Origin of the sequence: Microbacterium sp. GCS4, assembly GCF_001262495.1 — a bacterium.
Taxonomy (GTDB): domain Bacteria; phylum Actinomycetota; class Actinomycetes; order Actinomycetales; family Microbacteriaceae; genus Microbacterium.
Genome location: NZ_LGYE01000001.1, coordinates 40,383 through 67,147, shown reverse-complemented (window position 1 = coordinate 67,147; position 26,765 = coordinate 40,383). Strand labels below are relative to the sequence as shown.

The following is a 26,765-nucleotide window of genomic DNA, read 5'->3' as shown; positions in this document are numbered from 1 at the left end:
ATGGCACGATCACGGCAGCGCACCGAACGGGTGTCCCGGGTCGATCGTCGCACCGTCGCGTTCGCGCTCCTGGGCACCGCGGTCGTCGTGCTCTACTCGGTGTTCGTCCCCCTGCAGACCGTGCTCTTCGACACTCCGCTGCCGCTGTCGTTCATCCTCGGCGCCGCGGTGTGCGGGGCTCCGCTGCTGGCGGTCAACCGGCCGCGGACCGCGATCGCACTGTTCGCCGTGGCGGCGGTCGCATCGCCGCTGTTCGTCTCGATCGCTGATGTGGCCGCGTCACCGTGGCCGTGGTCGGTCCCGGCTCTGCTGTCCTTCGTGCTCCTCGTCGGGGTCGTGACGTTCCGCCACGGTGCGCGCCTGGGTGCGTTCCCGCTCGTGATCGGCAGCCTGGCGTCGCTCGCGCTGCCGTTGCTCCGTCAGGACGTGCTCGCGCCCGCCGGCGTCGCCGCGAACGTCACGGCGAACCTCATCGTCACCGCATCCGTCGTTCTCGCGACCTATCTGATCGCAGCGCTGACCGCCGGCCGCCTTCGGGTCTCCGAAGAGCTCACGAAGGAACGAGAGCACTCGGCACTCGAGGAGTCCCGGCGGGCGCTCGTGGAGGAGCGCACGCGGATCGCCCGCGAGCTGCACGATGTGATCGCGCACAGCATGTCGGTGATCCAGGTGCAGGCGTCGACCGCGCGCTACCGGCTTCCCGAGATCGACCCGACCGCCGCGGAGGAGTTCGACAGCATCGCGGCGACCGCGCGGTCGTCCCTGACGGAGATGCGGCGGATGCTCGGGGTGCTGCGCACCGAGGACCAGACGGCCGATCTCGCACCGCAGCAGCGCATCGATGACATCCCCGCGCTGGTCGACACGATCCGACGCGCGGGCGTCACCGTCGGTCTGGAGATCACCGGGCCGGTCGCCGATGCGCCGACCGCGGTGCAGATCGCGACCTACCGGATCGCGCAGGAGGCTCTGAGCAATGCGGTGCGGCACGCGCACGGCGCTGCCGTCACGGTGCGGGTCCAGGCAGATGCCGCCCGTGTCGGTCTGCGGGTGCGCAATGCCCGTCCTGCCACCGCCGATGAACCCCGGAGCGGCGGTCACGGGCTGCGGGGCATGCGCGAGCGCGTCGAGCTGCTCGGCGGGACCTTCACCGCGTCTCCGACCCCCGACGGAGGCTGGGAGGTCTCTGCGACGCTTCCGACCGCCCTGCCTGCCGTCGACGCGACCGCCGATACGACAGCAGACACCGAGGAGAACCCGTGACGATTTCCGTGCTGATCGCGGACGACCAGGCCATGGTCCGCGCCGGCTTCGCCGCGCTCCTCGACGCCCACGACGGCATCCGGGTGGCAGGGCAGGCGGCGACCGGCGCGGAGGCCGTGACCCTCGCGGCGCGTCTCGACCCCGACGTGATCCTCATGGACGTGCGGATGCCGGAACTCGACGGCATCGAGGCCACGAGACGCATCCTCGGCCCCGGGTACTCCGCAGCGCACATCCCGCGGATCCTCATGCTGACCACGTTCGACATCGACGACTACGTGTACGACGCGCTCGAGGCGGGTGCCAGCGGGTTCCTGCTGAAGGATGCCCTGCCGGAGGAGCTCGTGCACGCGGTGCGCGTCGTCGCGGGCGGTGACGCGCTGCTGGCGCCGAGCGTCACGCGACGGATGATCGAGCAGTTCGCGGGACGTCGACCTGCCGCTCCGCGGTCGCAGACCGTGCTGGCCGATCTGACGGAGCGTGAACGCGAGGTGCTCGTGCAGATCGGCCGGGGCCGCTCGAACAGCGAGATCGCGGCGGAGCTGTTCATCGCCGAGCAGACGGTCAAGACGCACGTCGGCAAGGTGCTGTCCAAGCTCGGCCTCCGCGATCGCGTGCACGCCGTGATCCTCGCCTACGACACCGGGCTCGTCGAACCTGCTTCCTGACTCACCCCGCGGTAGGGGGTCGAACAGCCCCGCAGGGTGATCCCTCGGCCGCCACCCGCTCCATACGCTCCTCGGACACCCTGACCGAGGAGGACACATGGCCGCCGTCGAGGCACCACCGGCATCCGCATCCCGCGCATCGGCGCCGAGCACCCGCGACACCGCGATCGACCTCCTCCGCGCGCTCTGCGTGCTGGGCGTGGTACTGCTGCACGCGATCATGGTCGGGGTCACGGTGACGGATGCGGGACCGGTCTTCGAGAACGCGAGCGACGGGACGTGGTGGATCCTCCCGGTGAGCTGGGCTCTGCAGGTCATGCCCCTGTTCTTCATCATCGGAGGATTCGCGGGCATCATCGCCCACCGCCGGGGTCGGGAGCGCGGGCAGACGGATGCAGCCTTCGTGGCCACCCGCATCCACCGTCTGCTGCGGCCCGCCGTGCTCGTGATCGGCGTCGTCGGCGCACTGCTGGCGGCGCTGCTCCTCTCCGGAGTGCCCGGTCATCTCGTGGCGATCGCGGGGTTCCGCTTCGCGCAGCCGCTCTGGTTCCTCGGGGTGTTCCTGCTGTGCCAGGCGCTGCTGCCGGTGCTCGCCGCCGCGCACCGGCGTTCCCCGGTCGTCGCGCTGAGCATGCTCGCGGGGGCTGCGATCCTCGTCGACATCATGCGCGCCCATACCGGAGTCGACGCACTGGGCTTCCTGAACCTCGCGTTCGTGTGGCTGACGCTCCAGCAGCTCGGGTTCTTCCTCGCGGACGGCACGATCGACCGCCTGAGCCGCCGCACGCGCGGACTCGGCGCGGGTCTGGCGCTCCTGGTTCTGATCGGCTGCGTCGCGACGGGCGTCTACTCCCCCGACCTCGTCGCGAACATCAACCCTCCCACGGGTGCGCTGCTGCTCGTCGGAGTCGTGCACCTGGCACTCGTGTCGCTGCTCCGCGACCGCATCGCGCGGTTCAGCCGTCGGCCGTTGCCCGCTGCGTTCTCCGACTTCGTCAATCGACGCACCATGACGATCTACCTCTGGCACATGCCCGTGCTGCTCACGATGGCCGGGGCCGCGGCGTTGTTCTCGATCACCACCGGCGCGGTCCTTCCCGCGCCGAGCAGCGCCGCATGGTGGGCGGGTCGCCCGCTGTGGCTCCTGACAGCCGTCGTGCTGAGCGCCGTGGTCGCAGTGTCCCTGACGCGGTTCGAGAACCGGCCGGCACCCGCGTCCACGAGCTCGCCTCGGAGGCTCACCGTGGCGGTCGCCCTCGGAATCGCGTCGATCGCGCTTCTGCTGGTGGTGGGTACGACCGTGGTGACCGCGGCCCTCGCGGTGGTCGGATCGGTCGTGGCACTGCGCCTTGCGCGCCGCTCACACGAGCCCGCGCGCGGCGAGGGCGTCTCCGACGTCGTCCGCGTGTCGTAGCGTGCGCACCATGAGCGGCACGACGGCGCGCACGCCGAGACGGGTGCCTCGCGCACGCTGCGCGTCGGCGATGTCGCCGGCGAACCCCGACACCACGGGGATCATCGAGATCGCGAGCGACACGGTCATGGCGGCGGCCTCGGTGTCGATCCACCGTCGCAACGGCTGCAGCATCGTCCACAGCACCGCCAGCAGCTCGCTCATCCGCGTCGTGATCGTGAGCAGACTCGCGAGCAGGATCAACGCGACGACGCGCCCGGTGTTGATCCAGGCGATCTGCGGGGACACGAAGATCCACAGCGCGAGTCCCAGCACCAGGACCAGCCAGCGCAGCCGCCACACCTCCGTGCCGAGGACCCGGAGCGGGAGTCCGGCCACGAGGAACAGCAGCCCGACCCCGCAGAGAGACACCGCGATGCACACGGCGTCGTGAGCGAAGGCCGACAGCACGATCGCGATGACCGCGAGGGCGGCGAGCTTGATGCCCGCCGGAAGACGGTGCAGCACACTCGTACCCGGTCGGTGGAGCTGAATCACACGCACGACCTCCGGTAGTGGGCGATCACCCCGGCCGGCTCGTCGATCGCGATGACGCGCCCGTCGGCGAAGAGCACGGCTTCGTCACAACGCGCCGCGAGCTCGAGATCGTGCGTGACGATCACGACCTGAGCATTCTGCGTCAGCAGCAGATCGCCGATCCGCCGCGCGTTGCGGAGGTCGAGCAGCGTGGTCGGCTCATCCGCCACGATGACCGCGGGAGCGGTGATGAGCACGGATGCGAGGGCGAGCATCTGCTTGCGACCGCCGGAGAGAGCGGATGCCGGGACGTCGGCGTGATCCTGCAGCCCGTGGGCGGCCAGCGCCTCCCGCACCCGACGCTCGGTCTCGGCGCGCGAGACGCCCCGGATCGACAGCGCGAGGTCCTCCGCCGGCGTCGGCATGAGGATCTGCGCCTGCGGATCCGTGAACACGAAGCCGACGCGACGGCGCACCTCTCGGATCTCCTTCTGCACGTCGAGGCCGTGCACCGAGACTCGACCTGCCGTCGGGGCGACGAGGCCGTTGAGCAGCCGCGCGAAGGTCGACTTGCCCGATCCGTTGGCACCGACGACTGCGATGCGCGCTGCGTCGAGGCCGAGATTCACCTCGCGCAGGACTGTGCGCCCGTCGCGCTCGACGCTCACCCCGTCGAGCGCGATGTGCCGGGTGCGCGTGTCAGACCGCACGGGCGGGCGCACCGAGTGCGGGCCGTCGACCGAACGCCGGCGGGTACGCGCGCAGGAGTGCGAGGGTGAGCACGGTGGCGGCCGCGGCCTTGAGCAGGTCGCCGGGCAGGAACACGAGGCTGGAGAGCGCCGTCGGCGCGAGCTCGACGCCGAGGACGAGCGCCTGCACGGGGATGCCGAAGAGGTAGACGACGAGGATGCCGCCGACCACGGCGCCGAGTGCGGTGCGCCACCACGTGATGCGGCCTCCGCGCGCGATGACACCGATGACGATCGCGCCCGCGATCCATCCGATGAGGTAGCCGGCAGTGGGTCCCACGAAGACGCCGAGTCCCCCGCGTCCGCCCGCGAGCACGGGAAGTCCGATCGCCGCGAGGACGAGCACGAGGAGCACGGCCATCGGCGCGAGCCGCGGTCCGAGCACCATGCCGGCGAGCATGACTCCGAGCGTCTGCGCGGTCAGCGGCACACCGCCCGGCAGCGGGACGGTCACGGTGCCCAGCACGACGATCAGTGCGGCGAAGACCGCGATGCGGGCGAGGTCGCGCCCGAGGTCGCTGCGATGCGAGGTCATGGTTCCTTCTTCCTGAACAGTGTTCACCTGAACGCTGTTCACTATACTCAGAGCATGAGCCCCGAGCACAACTCGACCAGGCACGACCGTGACAGCGTGGCGCGGATCGCGCTCGCCCTCCTCGACGAGGTCGGTCTGCCAGACCTCTCGATGCGCCGGATCGCCGCGCGCCTCGATGTGCAGCCCAGCGCGCTCTATTGGCATTTCGCGAGCAAACAGGAGCTCCTGGCCGACCTCAGCGACCGCATCACCGCGACGATCGACGGTTCCGGGACCGATGTGCTCACGACCGCGCGAACGATCCGCGACGCATTGTTCGCCCACCGAGACGGCGCCGAACTCGTGCTCAGCACCTACGCCCTGCGCCTCGGCTCCTCGCGCGCGCAGACCGCACTCGCCGCCGCCCTCCGCGACTCCGGCGCCGACGACCCCGACGATCGTGCCGCAGCGCTCCTGCAGTTCGTCCTCGGCCACGCCACCCTCGTGCAGCAGCGCATGCATGCCGACAGCCACGGAGCACTGCCCGACGACGGTCCGCACGACGTCACAGCCGGACTCGACCGCGTGTTCGACCTGGGAGTGACCGCGCTCTCCGGCATCCAGCGCTCCCCCGTGCAACCGCGCTGATCCGTCCCGCGCTGGTCGGCGGCCGACCGCGAGCGGCATCAGTCGCGTGGGGCTCAGTCGCGAGCGGGTTCCGCGGCGTGGCCGAGCCGCAGTCCCGGGACCAGCCCCACGAGCACGAGGGCGACGCAGAACGCGAACACGACGGCGAAGGCATCCGCTCCTCCTCCGAGCGTCGCGACGGCGAGTCCCGCGAGGGCGATCACGACCGCGGCTCCCGTGGAGTCCGAGATCGAGAGCGCCGAGGAGTTGAACCCCTGGTTCCCCGCGTTGGAATACGCGAGCGTGAGCACGGTGAGTCGCGGATACAGCAACCCCATGCCCGCTCCCGCGAACGCCCAGCCGACGATCACGAGCACCGGCGACACGGTGCCCAGCGCGGCGATCAGCACCGCGAGCATCGCGACGAGCAGGCACGACAGACTGATGAACGCGATCCGCGTGTTGCCGAGACGATCGCCGTAGCGGCCCTGCATCTGCGAGGCACCCGCCCACGCGAATGCCGCGAGCATGAGCGCGACGCCCGCCCAGGTCGCACTGAACCCGTATCGCTCGATCAGCAGGTACGGGATGTATGCCTCAGCGGCGAAGAACGTGCCCGCCGCGATGCCGCGCATCAGGACGACACTCGGCAGGCCGCGGCCCGCCCGGAGAGTGCGACGCGGGAGCAACGGCAGCACGGCGACCGCGATCACCGCGATGGCCCCGAGCGCCACCGGCCAGCCGATCGCGATCGGCATGTCGGCGCTGAACCCCACGGCCACGGCGAAGACGGCCACCACGACGGCCAGCGCGAGGCGGATGACGAGGGACCGACGGTCCTGCGGTTCGCCGTGCCCCAGGTCGAGAGCACGCAGGCGCACCGCGATGATCGCGAACGCGACGGCCGTGAGCACCGCGACACCGAGGAAGGCCCAGCGCCAGTCGAGGTACTCCGCGACCGCGCCCGCCAGGAACGGGCCGATCATCGACGGGACGATCCACGCGGCGGCGAAAGCGGCGAACACGCGTCCGTGCAGGTCCGGCGGGTAGAGACGGGCGACCACGACGTACAGGGCGACCGTCTGCCCGCCGGCGCCGAGCCCTTGCACGAGCCGACCGACCAGGAACTGGTGCATCGTGATCGCGAACCCCGACAGCAGAAGGCCGACGATGAACAGCGACACGGCGACGTAGAGCGCGGCTCGGGGGCCGCGGGCATCCGACCATGCGCCCGCCGCCACCATGCCGATCACGCTCGTCGCCAGGGTGCCGGCGAACGCCACCGCATACAGCTCGCGTCCGTCGAGCGCGTCGCTCACGATCGGCATGACCGTGGTGACCGCGAGCGCCTCGATCGCGGCGAGGAAGATCAGCGCGACGGAACCGGCCGTGACCCAGAGTCGTTCCCGGTCCCAGATGGAGGCGGGAACGGAGGATCCGCTCATCGGCCGACGAGCGCGGCGATGCGCTCGACGGCCTCGGTGATGATCTCCGGGCTCGTCCCGAAGTTCAGGCGCACATGACCGGCGCCCTCGGCTCCGAACGTCGACCCGGCGCTGAGCGCGACTCGCGCGTCCTTGAGGATGCGCCGGGCGGGAGCGTCGCCCCAGCCGAGACCCGAGAGATCGATCCACGCGAGGTAGCCCGCATCCGGGACGCGGTACTTCGCCTGCGGGAGGCGCGAGGCCAGGAGGTCCTCGACGAGCACCCGGTTGGCGTCGAGCGTGCGCAGCAGCCCGTCGAGCCACGGATCGCTCTCCTCGGAGAACGCCGCGACCGCGGCGAGGAGGCCGAACTGGCCGGTGCGCCACTCCACCTCGACCGGGAGACCGCGCACCACCGCACTGGTCTCGTCGACCGCAGTGACCATGAGCGCGCACTTGAGGCCGGCGAGGTTGAACGCCTTGCTGGCGCTCACCACCGCATAGCCGACGCGGCGCGCCGCGTCTCCCGCATCGAGGAACGGAGTGAAGCCGGTCCCCGGCTGCGCGAGCGGCGCGTGGATCTCATCGGAGACGACCGCCACCCCGAACTCCTCGGCGAGTTCGCCGAGCGCCGTGAGGGCGTCGCCTCGATGCACCGTGCCCGTGGGATTGTGCGGATTGCAGAGCAGGATGGCGGTGGCGCCGTCGTCGAGCGCTGCGCGGATGCCGTCGAGGTCCATCTCCCACGCGGTACCGCTGTCGCGAAGCGGCACGCGCACGACCTCCGCACCCGCCTCCGCCACGAGGTCGTAGAAAGGCGGGTAGATCGGCGGCATCACGACGACGCGCTCCCCCGGCTGCGTGACGCGACGGAGGATCTCGACGATCCCCATGCTCACGTCGGCCGTGGTGCGTACCCGCGTCGGGTCGACGTCCCACCCGAATCGTCGCTGGGCGAAAGCGGCGTACGACGACGCCACCGGGGTCCGTGACGCCACGTACCCCGTGTCGCCCGCGTCCAGCGCGCGCTGCAGCGCCTTCGTGACCTCCGGCGCGAGCGGGAAGTCCGTCTCGGCGACGAACAGAGGCAGGACGTCGTCCGGGTACTCGCGCCACTTCTCGCTGGTGCGCTTCCGCAGTTCGTCCAGCGGGAGCGCGGTGACCTCGAGCATCCTCAGATCGCGAAGCCCAGCGCGCGCATCATGTCGCGCCCGTCGTCCGTGATCCGCTCCGGGCCCCACGGCGGCATCCACACCCAGTTGATGCGGAAGCGGTCGACGACCTTGTCCAGCGCCTGGGCGGTCTGGTCCTCGAGCACGTCCGTGAGCGGGCAGCCGGCGCTGGTGAGCGTCATGTGGATGACGAGAGCATCGTTCTCGTCATCCCACGCGAGATCGTAGATGAGGCCGAGGTCGACGACGTTGATCCCGAGCTCGGGATCCATGACGTCTTTGAGAGCCTCGGTGACCTCGTCGTACTTCGCGTCGGTGAGGGTGGCTGTCATGCGATCAGCCTACGCCTCGACGGGGGCTGCGGGGTCGAGGAAACGGTCGTATCCCTCGTCCTCGAGCCGGTCGGCGAGCTCGGGGCCGCCCTCCTCGACGATCTTGCCCGCGACGACCACGTGCACGAAGTCGGGACGGATGTAGCGGAGGATGCGCGTGTAGTGCGTGATCAGCAGCACGCCGAGGCCCGTGGCCTCCTTGGCGCGGTTGACGCCCTCGGAGACGATCTTGAGCGCGTCGACGTCGAGACCGGAGTCGGTCTCGTCGAGCACGGCGAACTTCGGCTGCAGGACCTCCAGCTGGAGGATCTCGTGACGCTTCTTCTCGCCGCCCGAGAAGCCCTCGTTGACGTTGCGCTGCGCGAACTTCGGGTCCATGCGCAGGTTCGCCATCGACGCCTTGACGTCCTTGGTCCACTGACGGATCGAGGGGGCCTCGCCGTCGAGCGCGGTCTTGGCGGTGCGCAGGAAGTTGGTGACCGTCACGCCGGGGATCTCGACCGGGTACTGCATCGCGAGGAACAGACCCGCGCGGGCGCGCTCGTCGACGCTCATCTCGAGGACGTCCTCGCCGTCGAAGGTGATCGAGCCGGAGGTCACGGTGTACTTCGGGTGCCCGGCGATCGTGTAGGCGAGCGTGGACTTGCCCGAGCCGTTGGGGCCCATGATCGCGTGGGTCTCACCGGTCTTCATGGTGAGGGTGATTCCGTTGAGGATCGGGGTGGTCCCGGCCTCGGTCTCGACCGTCACGTGCAGGTCGCGGATTTCGAGAACAGACATTCAGACTTCCTTCGTCACAGTCGGGTCGATGAGCACGTCGTCGCCGTCGATCTCGACGACGTAGACCGGAACGGGCTCATAAGCGGGGAGGTTCTGGGGCTTGCCGGTGAGCAGGGAGAACGCCGAGCCGTGGGCCCAGCACTCGACCGTGTCACCCTCGACGAACCCCTCGGAGAGGGAGATGTCGCCGTGCGTGCAGGTGTCGCCGATGGCGTGGATGACGCCCTCGGAGTCCTTGATCACGGTGATGGGCACGCCGTTCGGCTCGACGCGGATCGGCGTGTCGAGCTCGAGCTCGTCGACGCCGCACACGCGCTCGGCGCTCACGCCTGGACCTCGGCGAGTTCGGTCTCGATCGCGGCGAGGAGCTCCTGCTCGAGAGCGGGGATGCCGAGGCGCTGCACGATGTCGCTGAGGAAGCCGAGCACGACCAGGCGGCGCGCCTCCTCCTCGGTGATTCCTCGGGCCTGGAGGTAGAACAGCTGCTCGTCGTCGAAGCGACCGGTCGCGCTCGCGTGGCCGGCGCCGACGATGTCGCCGGTCTCGATCTCGAGGTTCGGGATCGAGTCGGCGCGCGCGCCCTCGGTGAGCACGAGGTTGCGGTTCGCCTCGTAGGAGTCGGTGCCCGTGGCATCCGGGCCGATCAGCACGTCGCCGATCCACACCGAGTGTGCGCTCTCGCCCTGCAGCGCGCCCTTGTAGAGAACGTCGCCCTTGGTGTGCGCGCCCTTGTGGTGCAGATAGACCTGGCTCTCGAGGTGCTGCCCGGCATCCGCATACGAGAGGCCGTACATGTAGCCCTCGGAGCCTGCGCCGGTGAGCTCGAGGCTCGGGTTCACGCGCACGACACCGCCGCCGAAGCTGACCACGAAGTGCTTGAGCGTGGCGTCGGCGCCGACCGTGGCCTGGTGCGCGGCCGCGTGCACGGCGTCATCGTCCCAGCGCTGGAGGCTGATGACGGTGAGCGTCGCGCCGTCGCGGACGACGATCTCGACGTTCTGCGCGTACTGCACCGAACCGGAGTGGTCCAGCACGACCGTCGCGCGCGAGTGGGGCTGCGCCTCGATGAGGATCTGCCCGAAAGCGCGCTTGTCGGCCCCGGCGCCCGTGATCGGCACGAGGACGGGCTCGTCGAGCTCCGCCTCAGCGGGCACCTGGATGTGCAGGCCGCGGGGACCGTGCTTCCATGCGAGCGCGCTCGGAAGATCCTCGGGGCGGAAGAACTCGCCGTACGCGTCTCCCTCGCCGGGCTGCAGGAGCGCCTCGACGGCGTCGAGACCGTAGGTCACGGCATCCGGGTCTCCGGGCTCGTCGGTCAGGAGGCCCGAGAGCTTCGCGACCGGCGTGTGCTTCCAGTTGACCTCGCGCCCGGTGGGGGCGCCGAAGTCGGCCGGCTCGAACGAGTGCGGGCGCTCCGAGCGCGTCTGCACCGGCACGAAGCCGGCGTCGGCGACCTGGGCGGCGGGGTCCACGTGCGCGCTGGAGGAGCGCGACGCGGTGGGCGTCGTCGTGGGGGTCGTCATCTCAGCCGACCGATCCTTCCATGCCCATCTCGATGAGCTTGTTCAGTTCCATCGCGTACTCCATGGGCAGCTCGCGCGCGATCGGCTCGATGAAGCCGCGCACGATCATCGCCATCGCCTCGTCCTCGGGCATGCCGCGGGACTGCAGGTAGAAGAGCTGCTCCTCGCTGACCTTCGAGACCGTGGCCTCGTGGCCGAGTTGCACGTCGTCGACGCGGATGTCGATCGCCGGGTAGGTGTCCGACCGCGACTTGGTGTCGACGAGCAGGGCGTCGCAGCGCACGGTGTTCGCCGAGTGATGGGCGTTCGCGTCGACGCGGACCTCGCCGCGGTAGCCTGCACGGCCGCCGCCGCGGGCGATCGACTTCGAGACGATCGACGACTGCGTGTACGGCGCCATGTGGATCATCTTCGCGCCGGCGTCCTGGTGCTGACCGGGACCCGCGAAGGCGACCGAGAGCGTCTCGCCCTTGGCGTGCTCGCCCATCAGGTAGATCGACGGGTACTTCATGGTGACCTTGGAGCCGATGTTGCCGTCGACCCACTCCATGGTCGCGCCCTCGTGCGCGACGGCGCGCTTGGTGACGAGGTTGTAGACGTTGTTCGACCAGTTCTGGATCGTCGTGTAGCGCACGCGGGCGTTCTTCTTCACGATGATCTCGACGACGGCCGAGTGCAGCGAGTCCGACTTGTAGATCGGGGCCGTGCAGCCCTCGATGTAGTGGACGTAGCTGTCCTCGTCGGCGATGATCAGCGTCCGCTCGAACTGGCCCATGTTCTCAGTGTTGATGCGGAAGTACGCCTGCAGCGGGATCTCCACGTGCACGCCCTTGGGGACGTACACGAAGGAGCCGCCCGACCAGACAGCGGTGTTCAGCGCGGCGAACTTGTTGTCGCCGGCAGGGATCACGGTGCCGAAGTACTCTTCGAAGAACTCGGGGTGCTCGCGCAGCGCCGTGTCGGTGTCCATGAAGATGACGCCCTGCTCCTCCAGGTCCTCGCGGATCTGGTGGTAGACGACCTCGGACTCGTACTGCGCGGCGACGCCGGCGACCAGGCGCTGGCGCTCGGCCTCGGGGATGCCGAGGCGCTCGTAGGTCTCGCGGATCTCCTCGGGGAGGTCCTCCCACGACTGCGCCTGCTTCTCGGTCGAGCGCACGAAGTACTTGATGTTGTCGAAGTCGATCTCGCTGAGGTCGGCGCCCCACGTCGGCATCGGCTTGCGACCGAAGAGCTGATACCCCTTGAGGCGGGTCTTCAGCATCCATTCCGGTTCGCTCTTGAGCGCCGAGATCCCTCGGACGACCTCCTCGGAGATCCCTCGCTGCGCGACGGCGCCTGCGGCGTCCTCATCGTGCCAGCCGAATTCGTACACCCCCAGACCATCGAGCTCCGGGCGGTCGATCAGCACATCCGACATCACACACTCTCCTCACAGGTCCCAAAACGGTTCATCCGCCCCGGCACACCTGATCCCCGTCGAGTCTGCGGGAGCTGGTGCCGTTGGTGGGCCCTCATCACCGGCGCTTCCATCGCGCCTAAACTGTTGTCGATGCCTCAGCGCGGTCAGCGCTCATCGCAACAATCCGATTCTACAGGTTCCGCCTGACGACAGGGCCGCCCGCCGTGTCCGCTGCGGTTCGGAGACACCAATGCCCGAGACCACCATCGCGTCCTCCTCCCCCGCGCTCGCACCGGCGTCCGCACGCGCCGACGTCTGGGGGCGGATGCTGCGGATCCTCGCGTGGCTGTCGTTCGTCACCGAGACGATCATCATCGGCACGGGCGGTGCCGTGCGCCTCACCGGGTCGGGCCTCGGATGCTCGGAGTGGCCGCTGTGCACCCCCGAGTCCCTCGTCCCGATCTACGCCGATCAGGGCGTGCACGGGCTGATCGAATTCGGGAACCGGCTGATGACGGGCGTGGTGGGCGTGATCGCGCTCGCCGTGGTGCTGCTCGTGCTCTACACGCTCGGCGGCGCCCGGACGCTCGTGCGCACGCTCTGGTTCGCGGTCGGCGGGATCGCCGCCGCAGCCGGCGCCTACCTCGTGGTCTCGCAGTTCTTCGAGCACGCGTTCCCCGTCGCGACCGGCGTCCTGCTGCTCGCCGTGATCGCCGCCGCGGTCTTCTCCACGCGCAGGGCGCCGGAGCGCCGCGACCTCTACGCGCTCGCATGGATCGTGCTGATCGGCGTCGTCGCTCAGGCGCTTGTCGGCGGCGTCACGGTGCTCACCGGCCTGAACCCGTTCATCGTCGGGTTCCACTACACGTCCTCGCTGCTGCTGGTCTGCGTCACGGCGGCGTTCCTGTCGCGCCTGTACGCCGTGCCCGGTCCGCGCGAGCGCGTGGTGCCGACCTGGTTCATGATCCTCAGCCACGTCACCGGTCTCGCGCTCGCGGTCACGATCGTGTTCGGCGTGCTGACCACGGGATCCGGCCCGCATTCGGGGGACGCCGACGTGCTGCGTCACGGCTTCGACGCCACCGTTCTGGCTCACGTGCACTCGTGGCCGGGCTACATCCTCGCGGCGCTCGTCCTCGCGATGACCGTCTCGGCCTGGGTGCTCAAGCTCGAGCCGCGGAAGTGGCTGCTGGTGCTCGTGATCGCGATCGTCGTGCAGGTCGGCGTAGGCGTGTGGCAGGCTCGCGAGGGCCTTCCGCCGCTGCTGGTCGGCATCCACATGGTGCTCGCCTCCCTGTCGGCGGCGACGTACACGCTCGTCGTGCTGCACCTCAAGAAGGCCAAGGCCGCGGTCGACGCCCCGATCAGCTGACTCCGTCCCGATCTGCGGGGCGATGACCCGGATCCGATCAGCGGATCGGGCCGCCGCCCGCTGATCGGGACGCGGCGACCCGATCCGCCCGGGCACAGGGGATGCATAGGGCGCGCATCAGCCCCTCATCAGTCGCTCCTGCATCGTGGCGGGCATGAACAAGTCACTCACACGCAGCATCGGCTTCTGGCTCCTCCTCGTGCTCTCGCTCGCCTCCGCGGGAGTGGGCGGCTGGCTCGTCGCCGGCCAGGTCGGCTCGATGACCAGCACGCTGCTCGACAACACCGCGACGGGCGTGGACGTCTACGTGGGTCAGTCACTCATCGTCGTGGGATCGGTGCTGCTGGGCGCCGGCATCATCGGCATCCTGCTCGCCGTCGCACTCACCGCCGTGCAGGCGCTGCTGCCCGCTGCGGCGTCCGTGGTCGTCGAGCCGATCGACTGGACCGCGGAAGAGCCCGCTCCCGCCGAGGGCACGGAGGCACCGGTCATGGCAGAGACGGATGCCGAGAACGTCGAGGCGTCAACGGACGAGGTCGTCGAGACGACCGACGACGAGGGATCTCAGAACGGCAGCAGCGGATCGACCGCGACCGCGACGAAGATCAGCGTCAAGTAGGTGATCGAGGCGTGGAACACGCGCATGGGCCGCGCCTCGTTCCCCCGCACGGCCTGGTTGTACAGGCGGTGCGACTCGTAGATGAACCATCCGCCGAATACGAGAGCGGAGACGGTGTAGACGAGGCCCATGTTCGCGATCGGGATCAGCAGCAGCGAGCACGCGATGGTCGCCCAGGCGTAGAGGATGACCTGGAGGCCGACCTGCGAGGCGTTGCGGGTCACGCCGAGCATGGGCACGTCGACATCGTCGTAGTCGTCCTTGTACTTCATCGACAGCGGCCAGTAGTGCGGCGGCGTCCACAGGAAGATCAGGGCGAACAAAATGAAGGCGGGCCAGTCGAGCGAGCCGGTCACGGCCGACCAGCCGATCAGCACGGGGAAGCATCCGGCGATGCCGCCCCAGATGATGTTCTGCTCGGTGCGCCGCTTGAGGATCATCGTGTAGATCACGACGTAGAAGAAGATCGCGAACGCCGAGAGCGATGCGGCCAGCCAGTTGGTCGTGACCAGGAGCCACACGGTCGACAGGATTGCCAGGGTCCAGGAGAAGACCAGGGCGCCGCGCGGGGTGATCTCGCCCGTCACGAGGGGCCGGCTCGACGTGCGGTGCATGTGCGCGTCGATGTCGCGATCGAGGTACATGTTGAACGCCGCGGCGGATCCGGCGCTCATCGCACCGCCGATGACCGTGGCGAGCACGAGCCACATGTTCGGGAGGCCGCCCTGTGCGAGGAACATCACCGGTACGGTCGACACGAGCAGGAGTTCGAGGACGCGCGGCTTGGTGAGGGCGACGTACGCCTTCACGGTACGACCGAAGGTCTTCTTCACAACGGTCTGATCAGACATCGTCGAGATCTCGATCGCCTCCTCCACACACGTCACGACAGCTTTTCCAGTCTACGACACGCAGGAGGGCGGTCCGGGCACCGGTCTGCCCCGAGATCCGGCGTCTCGGCCTGTGGATAACGCGCACGCCGACCATCTCGATCCGACTACCGTGACCGGATGCTCCTCCGCCACCGTCTCCCCCTCGTGGCCCTCGGCGTGCTCGCCCTCGGAGGGATGCTCGGGGGCTGCGCCCCTGATCCCGCTCCGACCCCGAGCCCGACGCCCGCCTTCGCGAGTGATGAGGAGGCTTTTGCGGCTGCGGAGGAGGTGTACCGGGCGTACAACGACGCCGTGAATGCGCGCAACTCCGGCTTGAGTAGCCCTGATCCCCAAGACTTCCTCATCAGCAATGCCCTCGAAGGCGACATTGAGGCTCAGCGGTATCTCGATTCGCTCGGCGTTCGCCTCGAAGGCTCAATCTTCGTGAAGTCCTTTGCGCCCAGCATCGAGGCCCATTTTGAAACCAGTACCGAGTTGACGGCCCATGTATGCCTCGACCTGTCCGCGACCCGCGCGCTCGACGAGGGTGGAACAGATGTGACCCCCGTCGAACGACCAAGCGTGATCGCGCAAATAGTAACGATGCGCCACCAGGAGCAAAGGTTTTTGATCACAGACGAGACTGAAGGCACAGATGAGTCATGCGCACCATAGCGTTACTCGCCGCCTTCGTTGTCGCACCTTTCTCCGGGTGGGTAGCACTGTCTTCATCAACCGCTTGTTCTCCCGCGCTCCAAGCAACTATCAACTCTTGTTCGACCAACGGGTCCACGCTCACGATCTCGGGCACGAAGCAGCAGCCCGGCACGCCACCGCCCGCGGGGAAACCTCGAAGCAAGAGCGACACCGCCCCGGCCCCGGCCGACCCGCGATCCGAGTTGCAGCGGTGCATCGACGACTGGGAGTTCGCACGGTGCTTCGAGCTCATGCCCAATCGGCCGAACGTCCCCTCCGCTCCCCCGTCACTGCCGACGGTCACGATCGCCGATCTCGCCCAGTTCGCGCCGCCTCCGGTCGCCACGACCGCCGAGCCCGGCGACGTCGCGATCGCCGGCATGCCCGCGAACTTCGTGAGCGCCGCGTCTACGCAGACCGTGTCTGGCACTCTGTTCGGCATGCCGATCACGGTCCGCTTCACGCCCGTCGCCTACGACTACACCTACGGCGACGGCACCGCGACGACGCGCGACGCGCCCGGGCGCACCTGGGCGGAACTCGGCCAGGCGCAGTTCACGACGACGCCCACGAGCCACGTCTACCGGGAGCGGGGCACCTACCGTGCCGACGTCGACGTGCGGTATGCGGCCGAGGTCGATCTCGGCACCGGCTGGCTCCCGGTGGCCGGAGAACTCCGCACCGACGGGCCTGGCCGCGACATCCGCGTGTTCGAGGCGCGGACGGCGCTGGTGGCGCACACCTGCGCGGAGAATCCGGGCGCCCCCGGCTGCTGAGGCATCGCGTTCCACCCCGCGTGGGACGCGATTCCACGGCATCCGATTTCGCCCTTCCAAGAGGGAATTACCCGACTCCTCCCACGTTGTAAAGGGAGGAAACGGGGTCGACCCCCGGCGCTATGCTGGGGGGACTCGCGCGCCCAGCGCACATTCACCTTTCTCCGTGACGAAGCGGAACGATGCTGCGGCCAGGGCGCTATCGAACTGTTGAAGAAGGGCTTCACCGTGTCGGAATTGCAGTGGGATGAGATCGATCGGCGCGCGGTGGACACCGCTCGCGTGCTGGCTGCGGACGCCGTGGAGAAGGTCGGCAACGGCCACCCCGGCACCGCGATGAGCCTGGCTCCCGCCGCGTACCTGCTGTACCAGCGCGTGCTCCGTCACGACCCGACCGACGTCGACTGGCTCGGCCGCGACCGCTTCATCCTGTCCGCCGGTCACTCCTCGCTCACGCAGTACGTGCAGCTCTACCTGGGCGGCTTCGGCCTGGAGCTCAGCGACCTCGAGGCGCTGCGCACCTGGGGCTCGCTCACGCCGGGCCACCCCGAGTACGGCCACACCAAGGGCGTCGAGATCACGACCGGCCCGCTCGGTCAGGGCCTCGCCTCGGCCGTCGGCTTCGCCTACGCCGCCCGCTACGAGCGCGGCCTGTTCGACCCCGAGGCCGCCGAGGGCACCAGCCCGTTCGACCACTTCGTCTACGTGGTCGCGGGCGACGGCGACCTGCAGGAGGGCGTGACCAGCGAGGCGGGTTCGCTCGCGGGCCACCAGCAGCTCGGCAACCTGATCGCGATCTACGACTCCAACCAGATCTCCATCGAGGACGACACGAACGTCGCGTTCACCGAGGACGTCGCGAAGCGCTACGAGGCCTACGGCTGGCAGGTGCAGACGATCGACTGGAAGAAGACCGGCGAGTACGTCGAGGACGTCGCCGAGCTCTACGCCGCGATCGAGGCCGCGAAGGGCGAGACCTCCAAGCCGTCGCTCATCATCCTCAAGACCATCATCGGCTGGCCGTCGCCCGGCAAGCAGAACTCCGGCAAGATCCACGGCTCCGCCCTCGGCGCCGACGAGCTCGCCGCCACGAAGGAGGTCCTGGGCTTCGACCCCGAGAAGAACTTCGTCGTCGCCGACGACGTGATCGAGCACACCCGCGGGCTGGCCGCCCGTGCCGCCGAGGAGCGCGCCGCCTGGCAGAAGTCGTTCGACGCCTGGGCGGCTGCGAACCCCGAGCGCAAGGCTCTGCTCGACCGCCTCGAGGCCGGCGACCTGCCCGAGGGCATCGCCTCCGCACTGCCCGTGTTCGAGAGCGGCAAGGACGTCTCGACCCGCGCCGCCTCCGGCCAGGTCATCAACGCCCTCGCCGCTGAGCTCCCCGAGCTCTGGGGCGGATCGGCCGACCTCGCCGAGTCGAACCTCACGACGATCAAGGACGCCAAGTCGTTCATCCCCGCCGAGTGGTCGACCCACGAGTGGTCGGGCAGCCCCTACGGACGCGTGCTGCACTTCGGCATCCGCGAGCACGCCATGGGCGCGATCGTCAACGGCATCGTCCTGCACGGCAAGACCCGCGCGTTCGGCGGCACGTTCCTCATCTTCAGCGACTACATGCGCCCGCCGGTGCGTCTCGCCGCTCTGATGAACGTCCCCAGCATCTTCGTCTGGACGCACGACTCCGTCGCCCTCGGCGAGGACGGCCCCACGCACCAGCCGATCGAGCAGCTCGCGACGCTCCGTGCGATCCCGAACTTCACGCTCGTCCGTCCGGCCGACGCGAACGAGACCGCCGCCGCATGGCTCGAGATCCTGCGCCGCACCGCGGGCCCCGCCGGCATCGCACTGACCCGTCAGAACATCCCGGTGTTCGAGCGTGGCGAGGGCGCGGCATCCGGAGACGTGTTCGCTTCGGCAGACAACGTCTCGAAGGGCGCGTACGTGCTCGCCGAGGCTCCGACCGGCACGCCCGACGCGATCATCGTCGCGACGGGCTCCGAGGTGCAGCTCGCGGTCAACGCGCGGGCCGAGCTCGCGAAGGAGGGCGTCAACGTCCGCGTCGTCTCCGCTCCCTCGCTCGAGTGGTTCGACGAGCAGGATGCCGCCTACCGCGAGTCCGTCCTGCCGAAGAACGTCACGGCGCGCGTCTCCGTCGAGGCCGGCTCCGTGCTGAGCTGGCGCGGCATCGTCGGCGATCGCGGCCGCTCGGTCGGCATCGACCACTTCGGCGCCTCCGCCGACTACAAGACCCTGTTCGAGAAGTTCGGGATCACCACCGAGGCCGTCGTCGCGGCCACGCGCGAGACCCTGGCCGAGAACGCCAACTGATCAAGGAGAACTCATGAGCACCCCCACCGCAGACCTCACCGCCGCCGGCGTCAGCATCTGGCTCGACGACCTGTCGCGCACGCGCATCTCCTCCGGCAACCTGCAGCAGCTGATCGACACCAAGAACGTCGTCGGCGTCACCACGAACCCGACGATCTTCGCGAACGCGATCACGAACAAGAACGACACGTCGTACGACGCGCAGCTCAGTGAGCTGGCCGCGTCGGGCACGAGCGCAGAGGATGCCGTCTTCGCGGCGACCACGCAGGACGTCGCCGACGCGCTCGATGTCTTCCGCCCCGTGTGGGAGGCCACGAACCACGTCGACGGCCGCGTCTCGATCGAGGTCTCCCCCGACCTCGCGCACGACACCGAGGGCACGGTCGCCTCGGCAAAGCAGCTGTGGGAGAAGATCGACCGTCCGAACCTGCTCGTCAAGATCCCCGCGACCAAGGCGGGCCTCCCGGCCATCGCCGAGGCCATCGGCGCCGGCATCAGCGTCAACGTCACGCTGATCTTCAGCCTCGAGCGCTACGCCGAGGTCATCGAGGCGTACCTCTCCGGTCTCGAGACCGCCAAGGCCGCCGGCATCGACCTCTCCACGATCCACTCGGTGGCGTCGTTCTTCGTGTCGCGCGTCGACACCGAGACCGACAAGCGCCTCGACGCCATCGGCAGCGACGAGGCCGCGGCTCTCAAGGGCAAGGCAGGACTCGCGAACGCTCGTCTCGCCTACGAGCTGTTCGAGAAGACGTTCGCCGAGAAGCGCGCGCAGGAGCTCCTCGCGGCAGGCGCGAACCTGCAGCGTCCGCTCTGGGCGTCGACCGGCGTCAAGGACCCGAACCTCCCCGACACCCTGTACGTGACCGAGCTCGTCGCCGCAGGCGTCGTCAACACGATGCCCGAGAAGACGCTGGACGCCACGTTCGACCACGGTGAGATCACCGGCGACACCATCACCGGCGGCTACGCCGAGGCCCACAAGGTCTTCGACGAGCTCGCCGCCGTCGGCATCGACCTCACCGACGTCACCCAGGTGCTCGAGGACGAGGGCGTCGCCAAGTTCATCGACTCCTGGCACGATCTGCTCGGTCAGGTGACCGAGGCGCTGGAGGCCCAGCGATGACATTCGCGATCCACGCGTCGGGCCCGGCGCGTGTCGCGATCGACGAGACCGTCCCGGCTCTCGTCCGTGATCTGGTCGCCTCACGCCTCACCGGCGGCGACTCCACCCTGTGGGGTCCCGCCGCGGAGGCCGAGGCGTCGATCAGGCTCGGATGGGTCGACGCGGTCTCGGTATCGCGTCCCCTCGTCCCGGAGATCGTCGCGCTGCGCGACGAGCTGCGCACCCAGGGCGTGAACCGGGTCGTGCTCGCCGGCATGGGCGGATCGTCGCTGGCTCCCGAGGTCATCGCGCAGACCGCCGGGGTGCCGTTGACGATCCTCGACTCCACGGCCCCGGGCCAGGTGCTCTCGGCGCTCGACGACGGCCTGCAGGACACGGTGCTCGTCGTGTCGTCCAAGTCCGGCTCCACCATCGAGACTGATTCGCAGCGCCGCACGTTCGAAGCCGCGTTCCGCGATCTCGGCATCGACCCCGTCGCGCGCATCGTCGTCGTCACCGACCCCGGATCGCCGTTGGACGTCTCGGCCCGCGAAGCCGGCTATCGCGTGTTCAACGCCGACCCGAACGTGGGCGGCCGCTACTCCGCGCTCACCGCATTCGGCTTGGTCCCCTCCGGTCTGGCCGGCGTCGACATCGACGAGCTCCTGAACGAGGCCGAGGCGTCGCTGCTCGAGGTCGCGGTCGACTCGGCCGAGAACCCCGCGCTGCGCCTGGCCGCCGCGATCGCCGCGACCTCGCCGAGACGCGACAAGCTCGGTCTGGTCACGGACGGCACCCACATCAAGGGGCTGCCCGACTGGATCGAGCAGCTGATCGCCGAGTCGACCGGCAAGGACGCCACCGGCATCCTCCCGGTCGTGCTGCTGCCGGTCTCCCCCGAGCTCGACTCCGTTCCCGCAGACCTGCAGATCGTTCGGCTGGTCGACGACGCGGACGAGTTCCACCTCCGCGAGCGCCACCCGGGCGAGATCCTCGTGAGCGGCACGCTCGGCGCGCAGTTCCTCGTCTGGGAGTACGCCACCGCGATCGCCGGTCACCTGCTCGGCATCGACCCGTTCGACCAGCCCGACGTCGAGTCGGCGAAGGTCGCCGCGCGCGGCCTGCTCGATGCACGCCCCGAGCCCACTGCCCCGGTGTTCGTCGAGAACGGCGTCGAAGTGCGTGTGTCCGATCCCGCGCTGGCGGCGTCCGGCACGGTCGAGGGAGTGATGGATGCTCTCTGGGCGCGCCTCGCGGACGACGGCTACGTGTCGATCCAGGCATATGTGAACCGTCTCGACCTCCCGCAGCTCCAGGGCCTACGCGAACTCGTCGCCGCCGATTCCGGCCGTCCGACGACGTTCGGCTGGGGACCGCGCTTCCTCCACTCGACCGGCCAGTACCACAAGGGCGGTCCTGCGCAGGGGGTGTACCTCCAGATCCTGGAGCGCACCGACGTGGATCTCGAGATCCCCGAGCGTCCGTTCACATTCGGACAGCTCATCGAGGCGCAGGCAGCCGGCGACGCCGGTGTCCTCGCCGAGCACGGCCGCCCTGTCGTCACTCTGACGATCACCGACTCGTCGGCCGACGTGCTCACCCTCTTCGAAGCAGCTCAGAAGTAACTCCCAGGAGAATCACCCGCTGATGTCCGTTCCCATCTCGCGCGCGCACAACCCGCTGCGCGACCCCGACGATCGTCGTCTCAACCGGATCGCAGGCCCCAGCGCCCTCGTGATCTTCGGCGTGACCGGAGACCTCTCCCGCAAGAAGCTCATGCCGGCCGTATACGACCTGGCCAACCGCGGTCTGCTGCCGCCCGGGTTCGCGCTCGTCGGGTTCGCCCGCCGCGACTGGGAGGACCAGGACTTCGCGCAGGTCGTGTACGACGCGGTCAAGCAGCACGCCCGCACGCCTTTCCGCGAGGAGACGTGGGCGCAGCTGCTGCAGGGCATCCGGTTCGTGTCGGGCGAGTTCGACAACCCGGAGTCCTTCCGCAAGCTCCGTGAGACCGTCGAGAAGCTCGACGTCGAACGCGGCACGATGGGCAATCACGCGTACTACCTGTCGATCCCGCCGAAGGACTTCCCGCTCGTCGCGAAGCAGCTCAAGGACTCGGGTCTCGTCGGCGAGGACGCGGACGACGACGAGCACTGGCGCCGTGTGGTGATCGAGAAGCCGTTCGGCCACGACCTGGACTCCGCTCGCGCCCTGAACGCGGCGCTCGAGGTCGCCTTCCCCGCCGACTCGATCTTCCGCATCGACCACTACCTCGGCAAGGAGACGGTGCAGAACATCCTGGCGCTGCGCTTCGCGAACGAGCTGTACGAGCCGATCTGGAACCGCAACTACGTCGATCACGTGCAGATCACGATGGCCGAGGACATCGGCGTCGGCGGTCGTGCCGGGTACTACGACGGCATCGGCGCGGCTCGCGACGTCATCCAGAACCACCTGCTGCAGCTCCTCGCCCTCACGGCGATGGAGGAGCCCATCAGCCTCTCGGCCGAGCATCTGCGCGCCGAGAAGGAGAAGGTGCTGGCGGCCGTGCACGTGCCGGACGACCTCTCCCTCGCCACGGCGCGCGGTCAGTACGCCGGCGGATGGCAGGGTGGCGAGCAGGTCACCGGCTTCCTCGACGAGGAGGGCATGGACCCGCAGTCCGCGACCGAGACCTACGCGGCGATCAAGCTCGAGATCGACACCCGCCGCTGGGCCGGTGTGCCGTTCTACCTGCGCACGGGTAAGCGCCTGGGCCGCCGCGTGACCGAGGTCGCCGTCGTGTTCAAGCGCGCTCCCGAGCACCTGTTCGGCCGGTCCAACACCACCGAGCTCGGCCAGAACGCGCTCGTTATCCGCGTGCAGCCCGATGAGGGCGTGACCATCCGGTTCGGATCGAAGGTGCCGGGCAACGGCACGAACGTGCGCGACGTCACCATGGACTTCGGTTACGGCCACGCGTTCACCGAGGCGAGCCCCGAGGCGTACGAGCGGCTCATCCTCGACGTGCTCCTCGGCGACCCGCCCCTGTTCCCGCGCCACGAGGAGGTCGAGCTCTCCTGGAAGATCCTCGACCCGGTGGAGAAGTTCTGGGCGGCCGAAGGCGGCCCCGTGGATCAGTACGCACCCGGTTCGTGGGGTCCGGCATCCGCCGACGACCTCCTGGCCCGCGACGGACGAGTCTGGAGACGACCGTGATCATCGACCTTCCCGACACGACCGTCAGCCAGGTCGCCAAGCAGCTCGTCAAGGTGCGCGAAGAGGGCGGCGCGGTCGCCCTCGGACGCGTCCTCACACTCGTGATCTCGGCGCGCAACGGCGTCGCCGAGGCCGCCATCGACGCCGCCAACGACGCTTCGCGCGAGCACCCGATGCGTGTCATCGTGCTCACCACGGGCGACGGCGAAGCCCGCCTCGACGCGCAGATCCGCGTCGGCGGCGACGCCGGAGCGAGCGAGGTCGTGGTGCTGCGCGCCTACGGCGCGGCCGCCAGCAACGAGGAGAGCCTCCTCACCGGTCTGCTGCTCCCCGATGCGCCCGTGGTCGCCTGGTGGCCGGAGGAGGCTCCCACCTCCCCCGCGACCTCGCCGCTCGGACGCATCGCTCAGCGCCGGATCACGGATGCCGCGACCTCGCCCGATGTGCGCGACCGTCTGGCGCTCCTGGGCCGCACGCATGCCCCCGGAGATACCGACCTCGCGTGGACGCGTCTGACGCACTGGCGCGAGCAGCTCGCCGCCGTGCTGGACCAGCCGCCGTACGAGGAGGTCACAGGCGTCGAGGTCCGCGGAGCGTCCGCGTCGCCGTCCACGGCACTCCTCGCCGCCTGGCTGCAGATGGCCCTCGACGTTCCGGTGAAGTGGTCGTACGAGAACCCGAAGAACTGGGAGGAGGGCATCAAGTCGGTGCGTCTCACCCGTGCCTCCGGTGACATCCTTCTCGAGCGTCCGGCCCCGGGCGACGCCGTGCTCACGCAGCCCGGCCAGCCCGACCACGACCTGCACCTGCCGCGACGCACCCTGCGCGAGTGCCTCGCCGAGGAGCTCCGCCGTCTCGATCCCGACGTCCTGTACGGTCGAGTGATCACCGAGGGCTGGGAGAAGCTGGGTCCGCCCGAGACAGGAGCATGATGTCGTCGCAGTCAGCGTCCGCAGAGAAGCGGGTCGTGATCGAGTCCACTCCCGCCGCCGTCGCCGAGCGGGTCGCGGACCGCTTCCTGACACGGCTCCGTGCACGTACGCGCAACGGCCGTATCGCCCACGTCGCCCTCACCGGCGGCTCGATGGGCGGTGCGGTCCTGCGCGCCACGCTCGAGCATCCGCGTGCGGCGACGATCGACTGGTCTCTCGTGCACTTCTGGTGGGGCGACGAGCGCTTCGTCGCCCGCGACCACGCCGACCGCAACGCCGTCCAGTCCCGTGCGGCGCTTCTGGACCACATCGACGTACCCGCCGAGAACGTGCACGAGGTCGCGGCCGCCGACGAGGGCCTGACCCTCGACGAGGCCGCCGCGGCCTACGAGGCCGAACTCGCACGCTACGGCACGGACGAGCATCCGTGGCCCTCCTTCGCCGTGTGCTTCCTCGGGGTCGGACCGGACGGGCACATCGCCTCCCTCTTCCCCGACCGTCCCGAGGTCACGGTGACCGATGCCGCCGCACTCCCCGTGCGGAACTCTCCCAAGCCGCCGCCCGAGCGCGTGACGCTCACGCGTCCGGTGCTGAACGCGTCCAAGCGAGTCTGGCTCGTCCTCACTGGTGCCGACAAGGCGTCGGCTCTCGGCCTCGCGCTTGCGGGTGCGAGCTATGCCAGCGTGCCCGCCGCGGGTGCGAAGGGGCGCAAGCGCACCGTCTTCTTCGTCGATGAGGCGGCCGCGTCCGAGGTGTCACCGGATCTGATCGACTCGGCCTACTGACGGACGTCGACCGGGACGCGTCGACCGGGCCCGCTCAGGGGTCAGCCGAGGTCCGGCCGATCAGGACTCGCCGTCGGCGGCGGCAGCCGGACGGTCGGAGGAGTCCGCAGAGTCGCTCCCCCGCACGATCGGAAGCTCCTGGCTCTCGCTGAGAACCTGCGGGTGGTAGCGCGCCAGGCCGACGACGCCCCAGACGGCGATGGCTCCCGCGACGCCGAAGATCACGAGCACCCACGGCGGAGCGGCCGCAGCCTCGCCGAGCACGACCATGCCGATGAGCACGGCGATGAGGGGGTCGACCACCGTGAGACCTGCGATCACGAGGTCCGGTGGGCCCGAGCTGTACGCGGTCTGGACGAAGTAGGCGCCGACGGCTCCGGCCGCGATCAGGGCGATCAGGCAGACGAGTGTGATCCACTCGAAGTTGCCGGCCTCGATCCGGCTGATGATGGCCTTGGCGAGCGTGGCGACGAAGCCGTAGAGGATGCCGGCGCCGATCACGTAGAACAGCGCGCGCATGCGGCGTCGCAGAATCAGCCAGCAGGCTCCGAGCACGATGATGACGACCAGCAGGATCGCGAGGATCGTGAAGAGCTCGCTGTCGCCGATCTTCTTCTCGGTCGCGAAGAGCGCGGCGAAGGAGACGAAGAGGAAGATGCCGCCGACGCAGCAGACGATCGCCGTGATCGACTGCCGGGTGGGCGAATGGCCGGAGATGCGCGCGTTGAGCAGCGTCGTGATGACGAGGGCGATCGCGCCGAGCGGCTGCACCACGATCAGCGGAGCCTGAGAGAGCGCGGCGAGCTGGCAGACGATGGCGAGACCGAGCATGAGCGTGCCGATGAGCCAGGACGGACGCGTGAGGAGTGCTTTGAGCTGCCCGCCGCTGAGACCGTTCGTGCCTTGAGCGCCGCTCAGTCGCTCGACCTTCTCCACTCCCCGATGCTGGTACTGCGCACCGAGGGACATGAACACGGCACCCGCGAGGGCGAGCGGGATGCCCAGGAGCAGCTTGGGGTTCTGGAAGACACCGACCAGCTGGTCGGTGATGTCTTCAGCCCCAGTCATCCACACCGCAATGCTCACATCACGACCCTACCCGCCGATCCGCGCCGAGTAGGGTTATGGCGTGGCTGTACTTCCGATTCGCATCATGGGCGACCCCGTCCTGCACTCCCCCGCCTCCCCCGTCGAAGAGATCACGGACGAGATCCGCACGCTCGTGGCGGACATGTTCGAGACCATGGACACCGCCCCCGGCGTGGGCCTCGCTGCGCCCCAGGTCGGGGTTCCTCTGCGGATCTACACCTACGCCTACGTCGACGAGGACGATCAGCCGTGGCGAGGAGTGCTCATCAACCCAGAGCTCTGGATGGTGCCCCTGGAGCCGGGCGCTCCGGATGACGATCTCGAGTCCGAGGGGTGCCTCTCCTTCCCGGGAGAGCGCTTCGCGCTGCGTCGCTCGGAGCGCGTGCGGGTGACCGGCACCGACCTGGACGGGAGCCCGGTCGAGATCGCCGTGGACGGCTGGCGTGCGCGGATCATGCAGCACGAGTTCGACCACCTCGACGGCATCCTCTACATCGATCGGCTCTCAGACGGCGACTGGAAGACGGTGCAGAAGATCGCGCGGAAGCGCGGGTGGGGACGCCCCGGCGCGAGCTGGATGCCGGGCGTCGACGATCTCGAAGGCTGATT

At 69.3% G+C, this 26,765-nt stretch carries 27 protein-coding genes; 15 read left to right on the top strand and 12 right to left on the bottom strand.

Translation table 11 applies throughout. The features are described from left to right. The 3 genes from AKH00_RS00335 to AKH00_RS00325 all read left to right on the top strand — a co-directional run bounded on the left by AKH00_RS00335 (position 1) and on the right by AKH00_RS00325 (position 3,345). On the top strand, positions 1–1,263 hold the full coding sequence (locus AKH00_RS00335; RefSeq protein WP_050720752.1) for a sensor histidine kinase: 1,263 nt from the start codon (positions 1–3) through the stop codon (positions 1,261–1,263). After that, on the top strand, positions 1,260–1,931 hold the full coding sequence (locus AKH00_RS00330) for a response regulator (protein WP_050720751.1): 672 nt from the start codon (positions 1,260–1,262) through the stop codon (positions 1,929–1,931). Before AKH00_RS00335 ends, AKH00_RS00330 begins: the two co-directional genes overlap by 4 nt. 97 nt (positions 1,932–2,028) lie before the next feature. Continuing rightward, positions 2,029–3,345 carry an acyltransferase family protein gene (locus tag AKH00_RS00325; RefSeq protein WP_050720750.1) on the top strand — a complete coding sequence of 439 codons (1,317 nt, stop codon included), beginning with the start codon at positions 2,029–2,031 and terminating at the stop codon, positions 3,343–3,345. On the opposite strand, the gene AKH00_RS00320 is transcribed toward AKH00_RS00325, so the two are convergent. From AKH00_RS00320 to AKH00_RS00310, 3 genes are read right to left on the bottom strand one after another with little or no spacing between them, the layout of a single operon-like run. Beyond that, the gene (locus tag AKH00_RS00320; RefSeq protein WP_050720749.1) at positions 3,292–3,882 is read right to left on the bottom strand and encodes an energy-coupling factor transporter transmembrane component T family protein; all 591 of its coding nucleotides are present in this window, start codon (positions 3,880–3,882) and stop codon (positions 3,292–3,294) included. The genes AKH00_RS00325 and AKH00_RS00320 overlap by 54 nt on opposite strands. Further along, the gene (locus tag AKH00_RS00315; protein WP_082297450.1) at positions 3,879–4,571 is read right to left on the bottom strand and encodes an energy-coupling factor ABC transporter ATP-binding protein; all 693 of its coding nucleotides are present in this window, start codon (positions 4,569–4,571) and stop codon (positions 3,879–3,881) included. Before AKH00_RS00315 ends, AKH00_RS00320 begins: the two co-directional genes overlap by 4 nt. Then, positions 4,561–5,145, bottom strand: a complete 585-nt coding sequence (locus AKH00_RS00310) for a biotin transporter BioY (RefSeq protein WP_050720748.1) — start codon at positions 5,143–5,145, stop codon at positions 4,561–4,563. Before AKH00_RS00310 ends, AKH00_RS00315 begins: the two co-directional genes overlap by 11 nt. Before the next feature lie 54 nt (positions 5,146–5,199). On the opposite strand from AKH00_RS00310, the gene AKH00_RS00305 reads away from it, so the two are divergent. Continuing rightward, positions 5,200–5,772 carry a TetR family transcriptional regulator gene (locus AKH00_RS00305; RefSeq protein ID WP_050720747.1) on the top strand — a complete coding sequence of 191 codons (573 nt, stop codon included), beginning with the start codon at positions 5,200–5,202 and terminating at the stop codon, positions 5,770–5,772. Between the two features lie 53 nt (positions 5,773–5,825). On the opposite strand, the gene AKH00_RS00300 is transcribed toward AKH00_RS00305, so the two are convergent. From AKH00_RS00300 to sufB, 7 genes are read right to left on the bottom strand one after another with little or no spacing between them, the layout of a single operon-like run. After that, positions 5,826–7,196, bottom strand: coding sequence for an MFS transporter (locus AKH00_RS00300; RefSeq protein WP_050720746.1), 1,371 nt, complete (start codon positions 7,194–7,196; stop codon positions 5,826–5,828). Further along, positions 7,193–8,347, bottom strand: coding sequence for a MalY/PatB family protein (locus tag AKH00_RS00295; protein WP_050720745.1), 1,155 nt, complete (start codon positions 8,345–8,347; stop codon positions 7,193–7,195). The genes AKH00_RS00300 and AKH00_RS00295 overlap by 4 nt, the downstream gene beginning before the upstream one ends. A gap of 2 nt (positions 8,348–8,349) precedes the next feature. After that, positions 8,350–8,679, bottom strand: coding sequence for a metal-sulfur cluster assembly factor (locus AKH00_RS00290; RefSeq protein WP_050720744.1), 330 nt, complete (start codon positions 8,677–8,679; stop codon positions 8,350–8,352). A 9-nt stretch (positions 8,680–8,688) separates the two neighbouring features. Next, positions 8,689–9,459, bottom strand: coding sequence for a Fe-S cluster assembly ATPase SufC (sufC, locus tag AKH00_RS00285; protein WP_050720743.1), 771 nt, complete (start codon positions 9,457–9,459; stop codon positions 8,689–8,691). Then, positions 9,460–9,786, bottom strand: a complete 327-nt coding sequence (locus AKH00_RS00280) for a non-heme iron oxygenase ferredoxin subunit (protein WP_050720742.1) — start codon at positions 9,784–9,786, stop codon at positions 9,460–9,462. Then, positions 9,783–10,982: a Fe-S cluster assembly protein SufD gene (sufD, locus tag AKH00_RS00275; protein WP_050720741.1), complete on the bottom strand. Its 1,200-nt coding sequence runs from the start codon at positions 10,980–10,982 to the stop codon at positions 9,783–9,785. Before sufD ends, AKH00_RS00280 begins: the two co-directional genes overlap by 4 nt. A gap of 1 nt (position 10,983) precedes the next feature. Beyond that, positions 10,984–12,402 carry a Fe-S cluster assembly protein SufB gene (gene sufB / locus AKH00_RS00270; protein ID WP_050720740.1) on the bottom strand — a complete coding sequence of 473 codons (1,419 nt, stop codon included), beginning with the start codon at positions 12,400–12,402 and terminating at the stop codon, positions 10,984–10,986. A gap of 232 nt (positions 12,403–12,634) precedes the next feature. Between sufB and AKH00_RS00265 the strand changes: the two genes are divergently transcribed. Further along, entirely contained in the window at positions 12,635–13,756 is a 1,122-nt protein-coding gene (locus AKH00_RS00265) for a COX15/CtaA family protein (RefSeq protein ID WP_082297325.1), read from the top strand. A 154-nt stretch (positions 13,757–13,910) separates the two neighbouring features. Next, a complete protein-coding gene (locus AKH00_RS00260) occupies positions 13,911–14,375 on the top strand; it encodes a hypothetical protein (RefSeq protein ID WP_152926073.1) in 465 nt (154 codons plus the stop codon). Here the strand turns inward: AKH00_RS00260 and AKH00_RS00255 are convergent. Next, complete coding sequence (locus AKH00_RS00255) at positions 14,321–15,235, bottom strand: heme o synthase (protein WP_414685154.1); 915 nt, start codon at positions 15,233–15,235, stop codon at positions 14,321–14,323. The two genes, AKH00_RS00260 and AKH00_RS00255, sit on opposite strands and share 55 nt — an antisense overlap. A gap of 150 nt (positions 15,236–15,385) precedes the next feature. Here AKH00_RS00255 and AKH00_RS18050 point away from each other — a divergent pair, with 150 nt between their 5' ends. From AKH00_RS18050 to pgl, 8 genes are all read left to right on the top strand, one after another. Further along, positions 15,386–15,922 carry a hypothetical protein gene (locus AKH00_RS18050; protein WP_050720739.1) on the top strand — a complete coding sequence of 179 codons (537 nt, stop codon included), beginning with the start codon at positions 15,386–15,388 and terminating at the stop codon, positions 15,920–15,922. Positions 15,923–16,194: 272 nt separating this feature from the next. After that, complete coding sequence (locus AKH00_RS00245; RefSeq protein ID WP_235556636.1) at positions 16,195–16,719, top strand: hypothetical protein; 525 nt, start codon at positions 16,195–16,197, stop codon at positions 16,717–16,719. Positions 16,720–16,947: 228 nt separating this feature from the next. Continuing rightward, positions 16,948–19,047, top strand: a complete 2,100-nt coding sequence (gene tkt / locus AKH00_RS00240) for a transketolase (RefSeq protein ID WP_050721954.1) — start codon at positions 16,948–16,950, stop codon at positions 19,045–19,047. 13 nt (positions 19,048–19,060) lie between these two features. Next, positions 19,061–20,173, top strand: coding sequence for a transaldolase (gene tal, locus AKH00_RS00235; RefSeq protein ID WP_050720738.1), 1,113 nt, complete (start codon positions 19,061–19,063; stop codon positions 20,171–20,173). Then, a complete protein-coding gene (locus tag AKH00_RS00230) occupies positions 20,170–21,777 on the top strand; it encodes a glucose-6-phosphate isomerase (protein ID WP_050720737.1) in 1,608 nt (535 codons plus the stop codon). Before tal ends, AKH00_RS00230 begins: the two co-directional genes overlap by 4 nt. A 22-nt stretch (positions 21,778–21,799) precedes the next feature. Continuing rightward, the gene (zwf, locus tag AKH00_RS00225; protein WP_050720736.1) at positions 21,800–23,350 is read left to right on the top strand and encodes a glucose-6-phosphate dehydrogenase; all 1,551 of its coding nucleotides are present in this window, start codon (positions 21,800–21,802) and stop codon (positions 23,348–23,350) included. Beyond that, positions 23,347–24,282: a glucose-6-phosphate dehydrogenase assembly protein OpcA gene (locus AKH00_RS00220; protein ID WP_050720735.1), complete on the top strand. Its 936-nt coding sequence runs from the start codon at positions 23,347–23,349 to the stop codon at positions 24,280–24,282. The genes zwf and AKH00_RS00220 overlap by 4 nt, the downstream gene beginning before the upstream one ends. Beyond that, complete coding sequence (gene pgl / locus AKH00_RS00215; RefSeq protein ID WP_200903774.1) at positions 24,282–25,067, top strand: 6-phosphogluconolactonase; 786 nt, start codon at positions 24,282–24,284, stop codon at positions 25,065–25,067. The genes AKH00_RS00220 and pgl overlap by 1 nt, the downstream gene beginning before the upstream one ends. A gap of 60 nt (positions 25,068–25,127) precedes the next feature. On the opposite strand, the gene AKH00_RS00210 is transcribed toward pgl, so the two are convergent. Continuing rightward, positions 25,128–26,135 carry a DMT family transporter gene (locus tag AKH00_RS00210; RefSeq protein ID WP_050721953.1) on the bottom strand — a complete coding sequence of 336 codons (1,008 nt, stop codon included), beginning with the start codon at positions 26,133–26,135 and terminating at the stop codon, positions 25,128–25,130. A gap of 61 nt (positions 26,136–26,196) precedes the next feature. On the opposite strand from AKH00_RS00210, the gene def reads away from it, so the two are divergent. Next, the gene (gene def, locus AKH00_RS00205) at positions 26,197–26,763 is read left to right on the top strand and encodes a peptide deformylase (protein WP_082297324.1); all 567 of its coding nucleotides are present in this window, start codon (positions 26,197–26,199) and stop codon (positions 26,761–26,763) included. The last annotated feature ends 2 nt before the right edge of the window (positions 26,764–26,765 follow it).

Coding starts and splice junctions, on each gene's coding strand:
- AKH00_RS00335 (WP_050720752.1), top strand. CDS start 1: ATGGCACGATCACGGCAGCGCACCGAACGGGTGTCCCGGGTCGATCGT.
- AKH00_RS00325 (WP_050720750.1), top strand. CDS start 2,029: ATGGCCGCCGTCGAGGCACCACCGGCATCCGCATCCCGCGCATCGGCG.
- AKH00_RS00310 (WP_050720748.1), bottom strand. CDS start 5,145: ATGACCTCGCATCGCAGCGACCTCGGGCGCGACCTCGCCCGCATCGCG.
- AKH00_RS00305 (WP_050720747.1), top strand. CDS start 5,200: ATGAGCCCCGAGCACAACTCGACCAGGCACGACCGTGACAGCGTGGCG.
- AKH00_RS00300 (WP_050720746.1), bottom strand. CDS start 7,196: ATGAGCGGATCCTCCGTTCCCGCCTCCATCTGGGACCGGGAACGACTC.
- AKH00_RS00295 (WP_050720745.1), bottom strand. CDS start 8,347: ATGCTCGAGGTCACCGCGCTCCCGCTGGACGAACTGCGGAAGCGCACC.
- AKH00_RS00290 (WP_050720744.1), bottom strand. CDS start 8,679: ATGACAGCCACCCTCACCGACGCGAAGTACGACGAGGTCACCGAGGCT.
- sufC (WP_050720743.1), bottom strand. CDS start 9,459: ATGTCTGTTCTCGAAATCCGCGACCTGCACGTGACGGTCGAGACCGAG.
- sufD (WP_050720741.1), bottom strand. CDS start 10,982: ATGACGACCCCCACGACGACGCCCACCGCGTCGCGCTCCTCCAGCGCG.
- sufB (WP_050720740.1), bottom strand. CDS start 12,402: ATGTCGGATGTGCTGATCGACCGCCCGGAGCTCGATGGTCTGGGGGTG.
- AKH00_RS00265 (WP_082297325.1), top strand. CDS start 12,635: ATGCCCGAGACCACCATCGCGTCCTCCTCCCCCGCGCTCGCACCGGCG.
- AKH00_RS00260 (WP_152926073.1), top strand. CDS start 13,911: ATGAACAAGTCACTCACACGCAGCATCGGCTTCTGGCTCCTCCTCGTG.
- AKH00_RS18050 (WP_050720739.1), top strand. CDS start 15,386: ATGCTCCTCCGCCACCGTCTCCCCCTCGTGGCCCTCGGCGTGCTCGCC.
- AKH00_RS00245 (WP_235556636.1), top strand. CDS start 16,195: ATGCCCAATCGGCCGAACGTCCCCTCCGCTCCCCCGTCACTGCCGACG.
- tal (WP_050720738.1), top strand. CDS start 19,061: ATGAGCACCCCCACCGCAGACCTCACCGCCGCCGGCGTCAGCATCTGG.
- AKH00_RS00230 (WP_050720737.1), top strand. CDS start 20,170: ATGACATTCGCGATCCACGCGTCGGGCCCGGCGCGTGTCGCGATCGAC.
- zwf (WP_050720736.1), top strand. CDS start 21,800: ATGTCCGTTCCCATCTCGCGCGCGCACAACCCGCTGCGCGACCCCGAC.
- pgl (WP_200903774.1), top strand. CDS start 24,282: ATGTCGTCGCAGTCAGCGTCCGCAGAGAAGCGGGTCGTGATCGAGTCC.
- AKH00_RS00210 (WP_050721953.1), bottom strand. CDS start 26,135: ATGACTGGGGCTGAAGACATCACCGACCAGCTGGTCGGTGTCTTCCAG.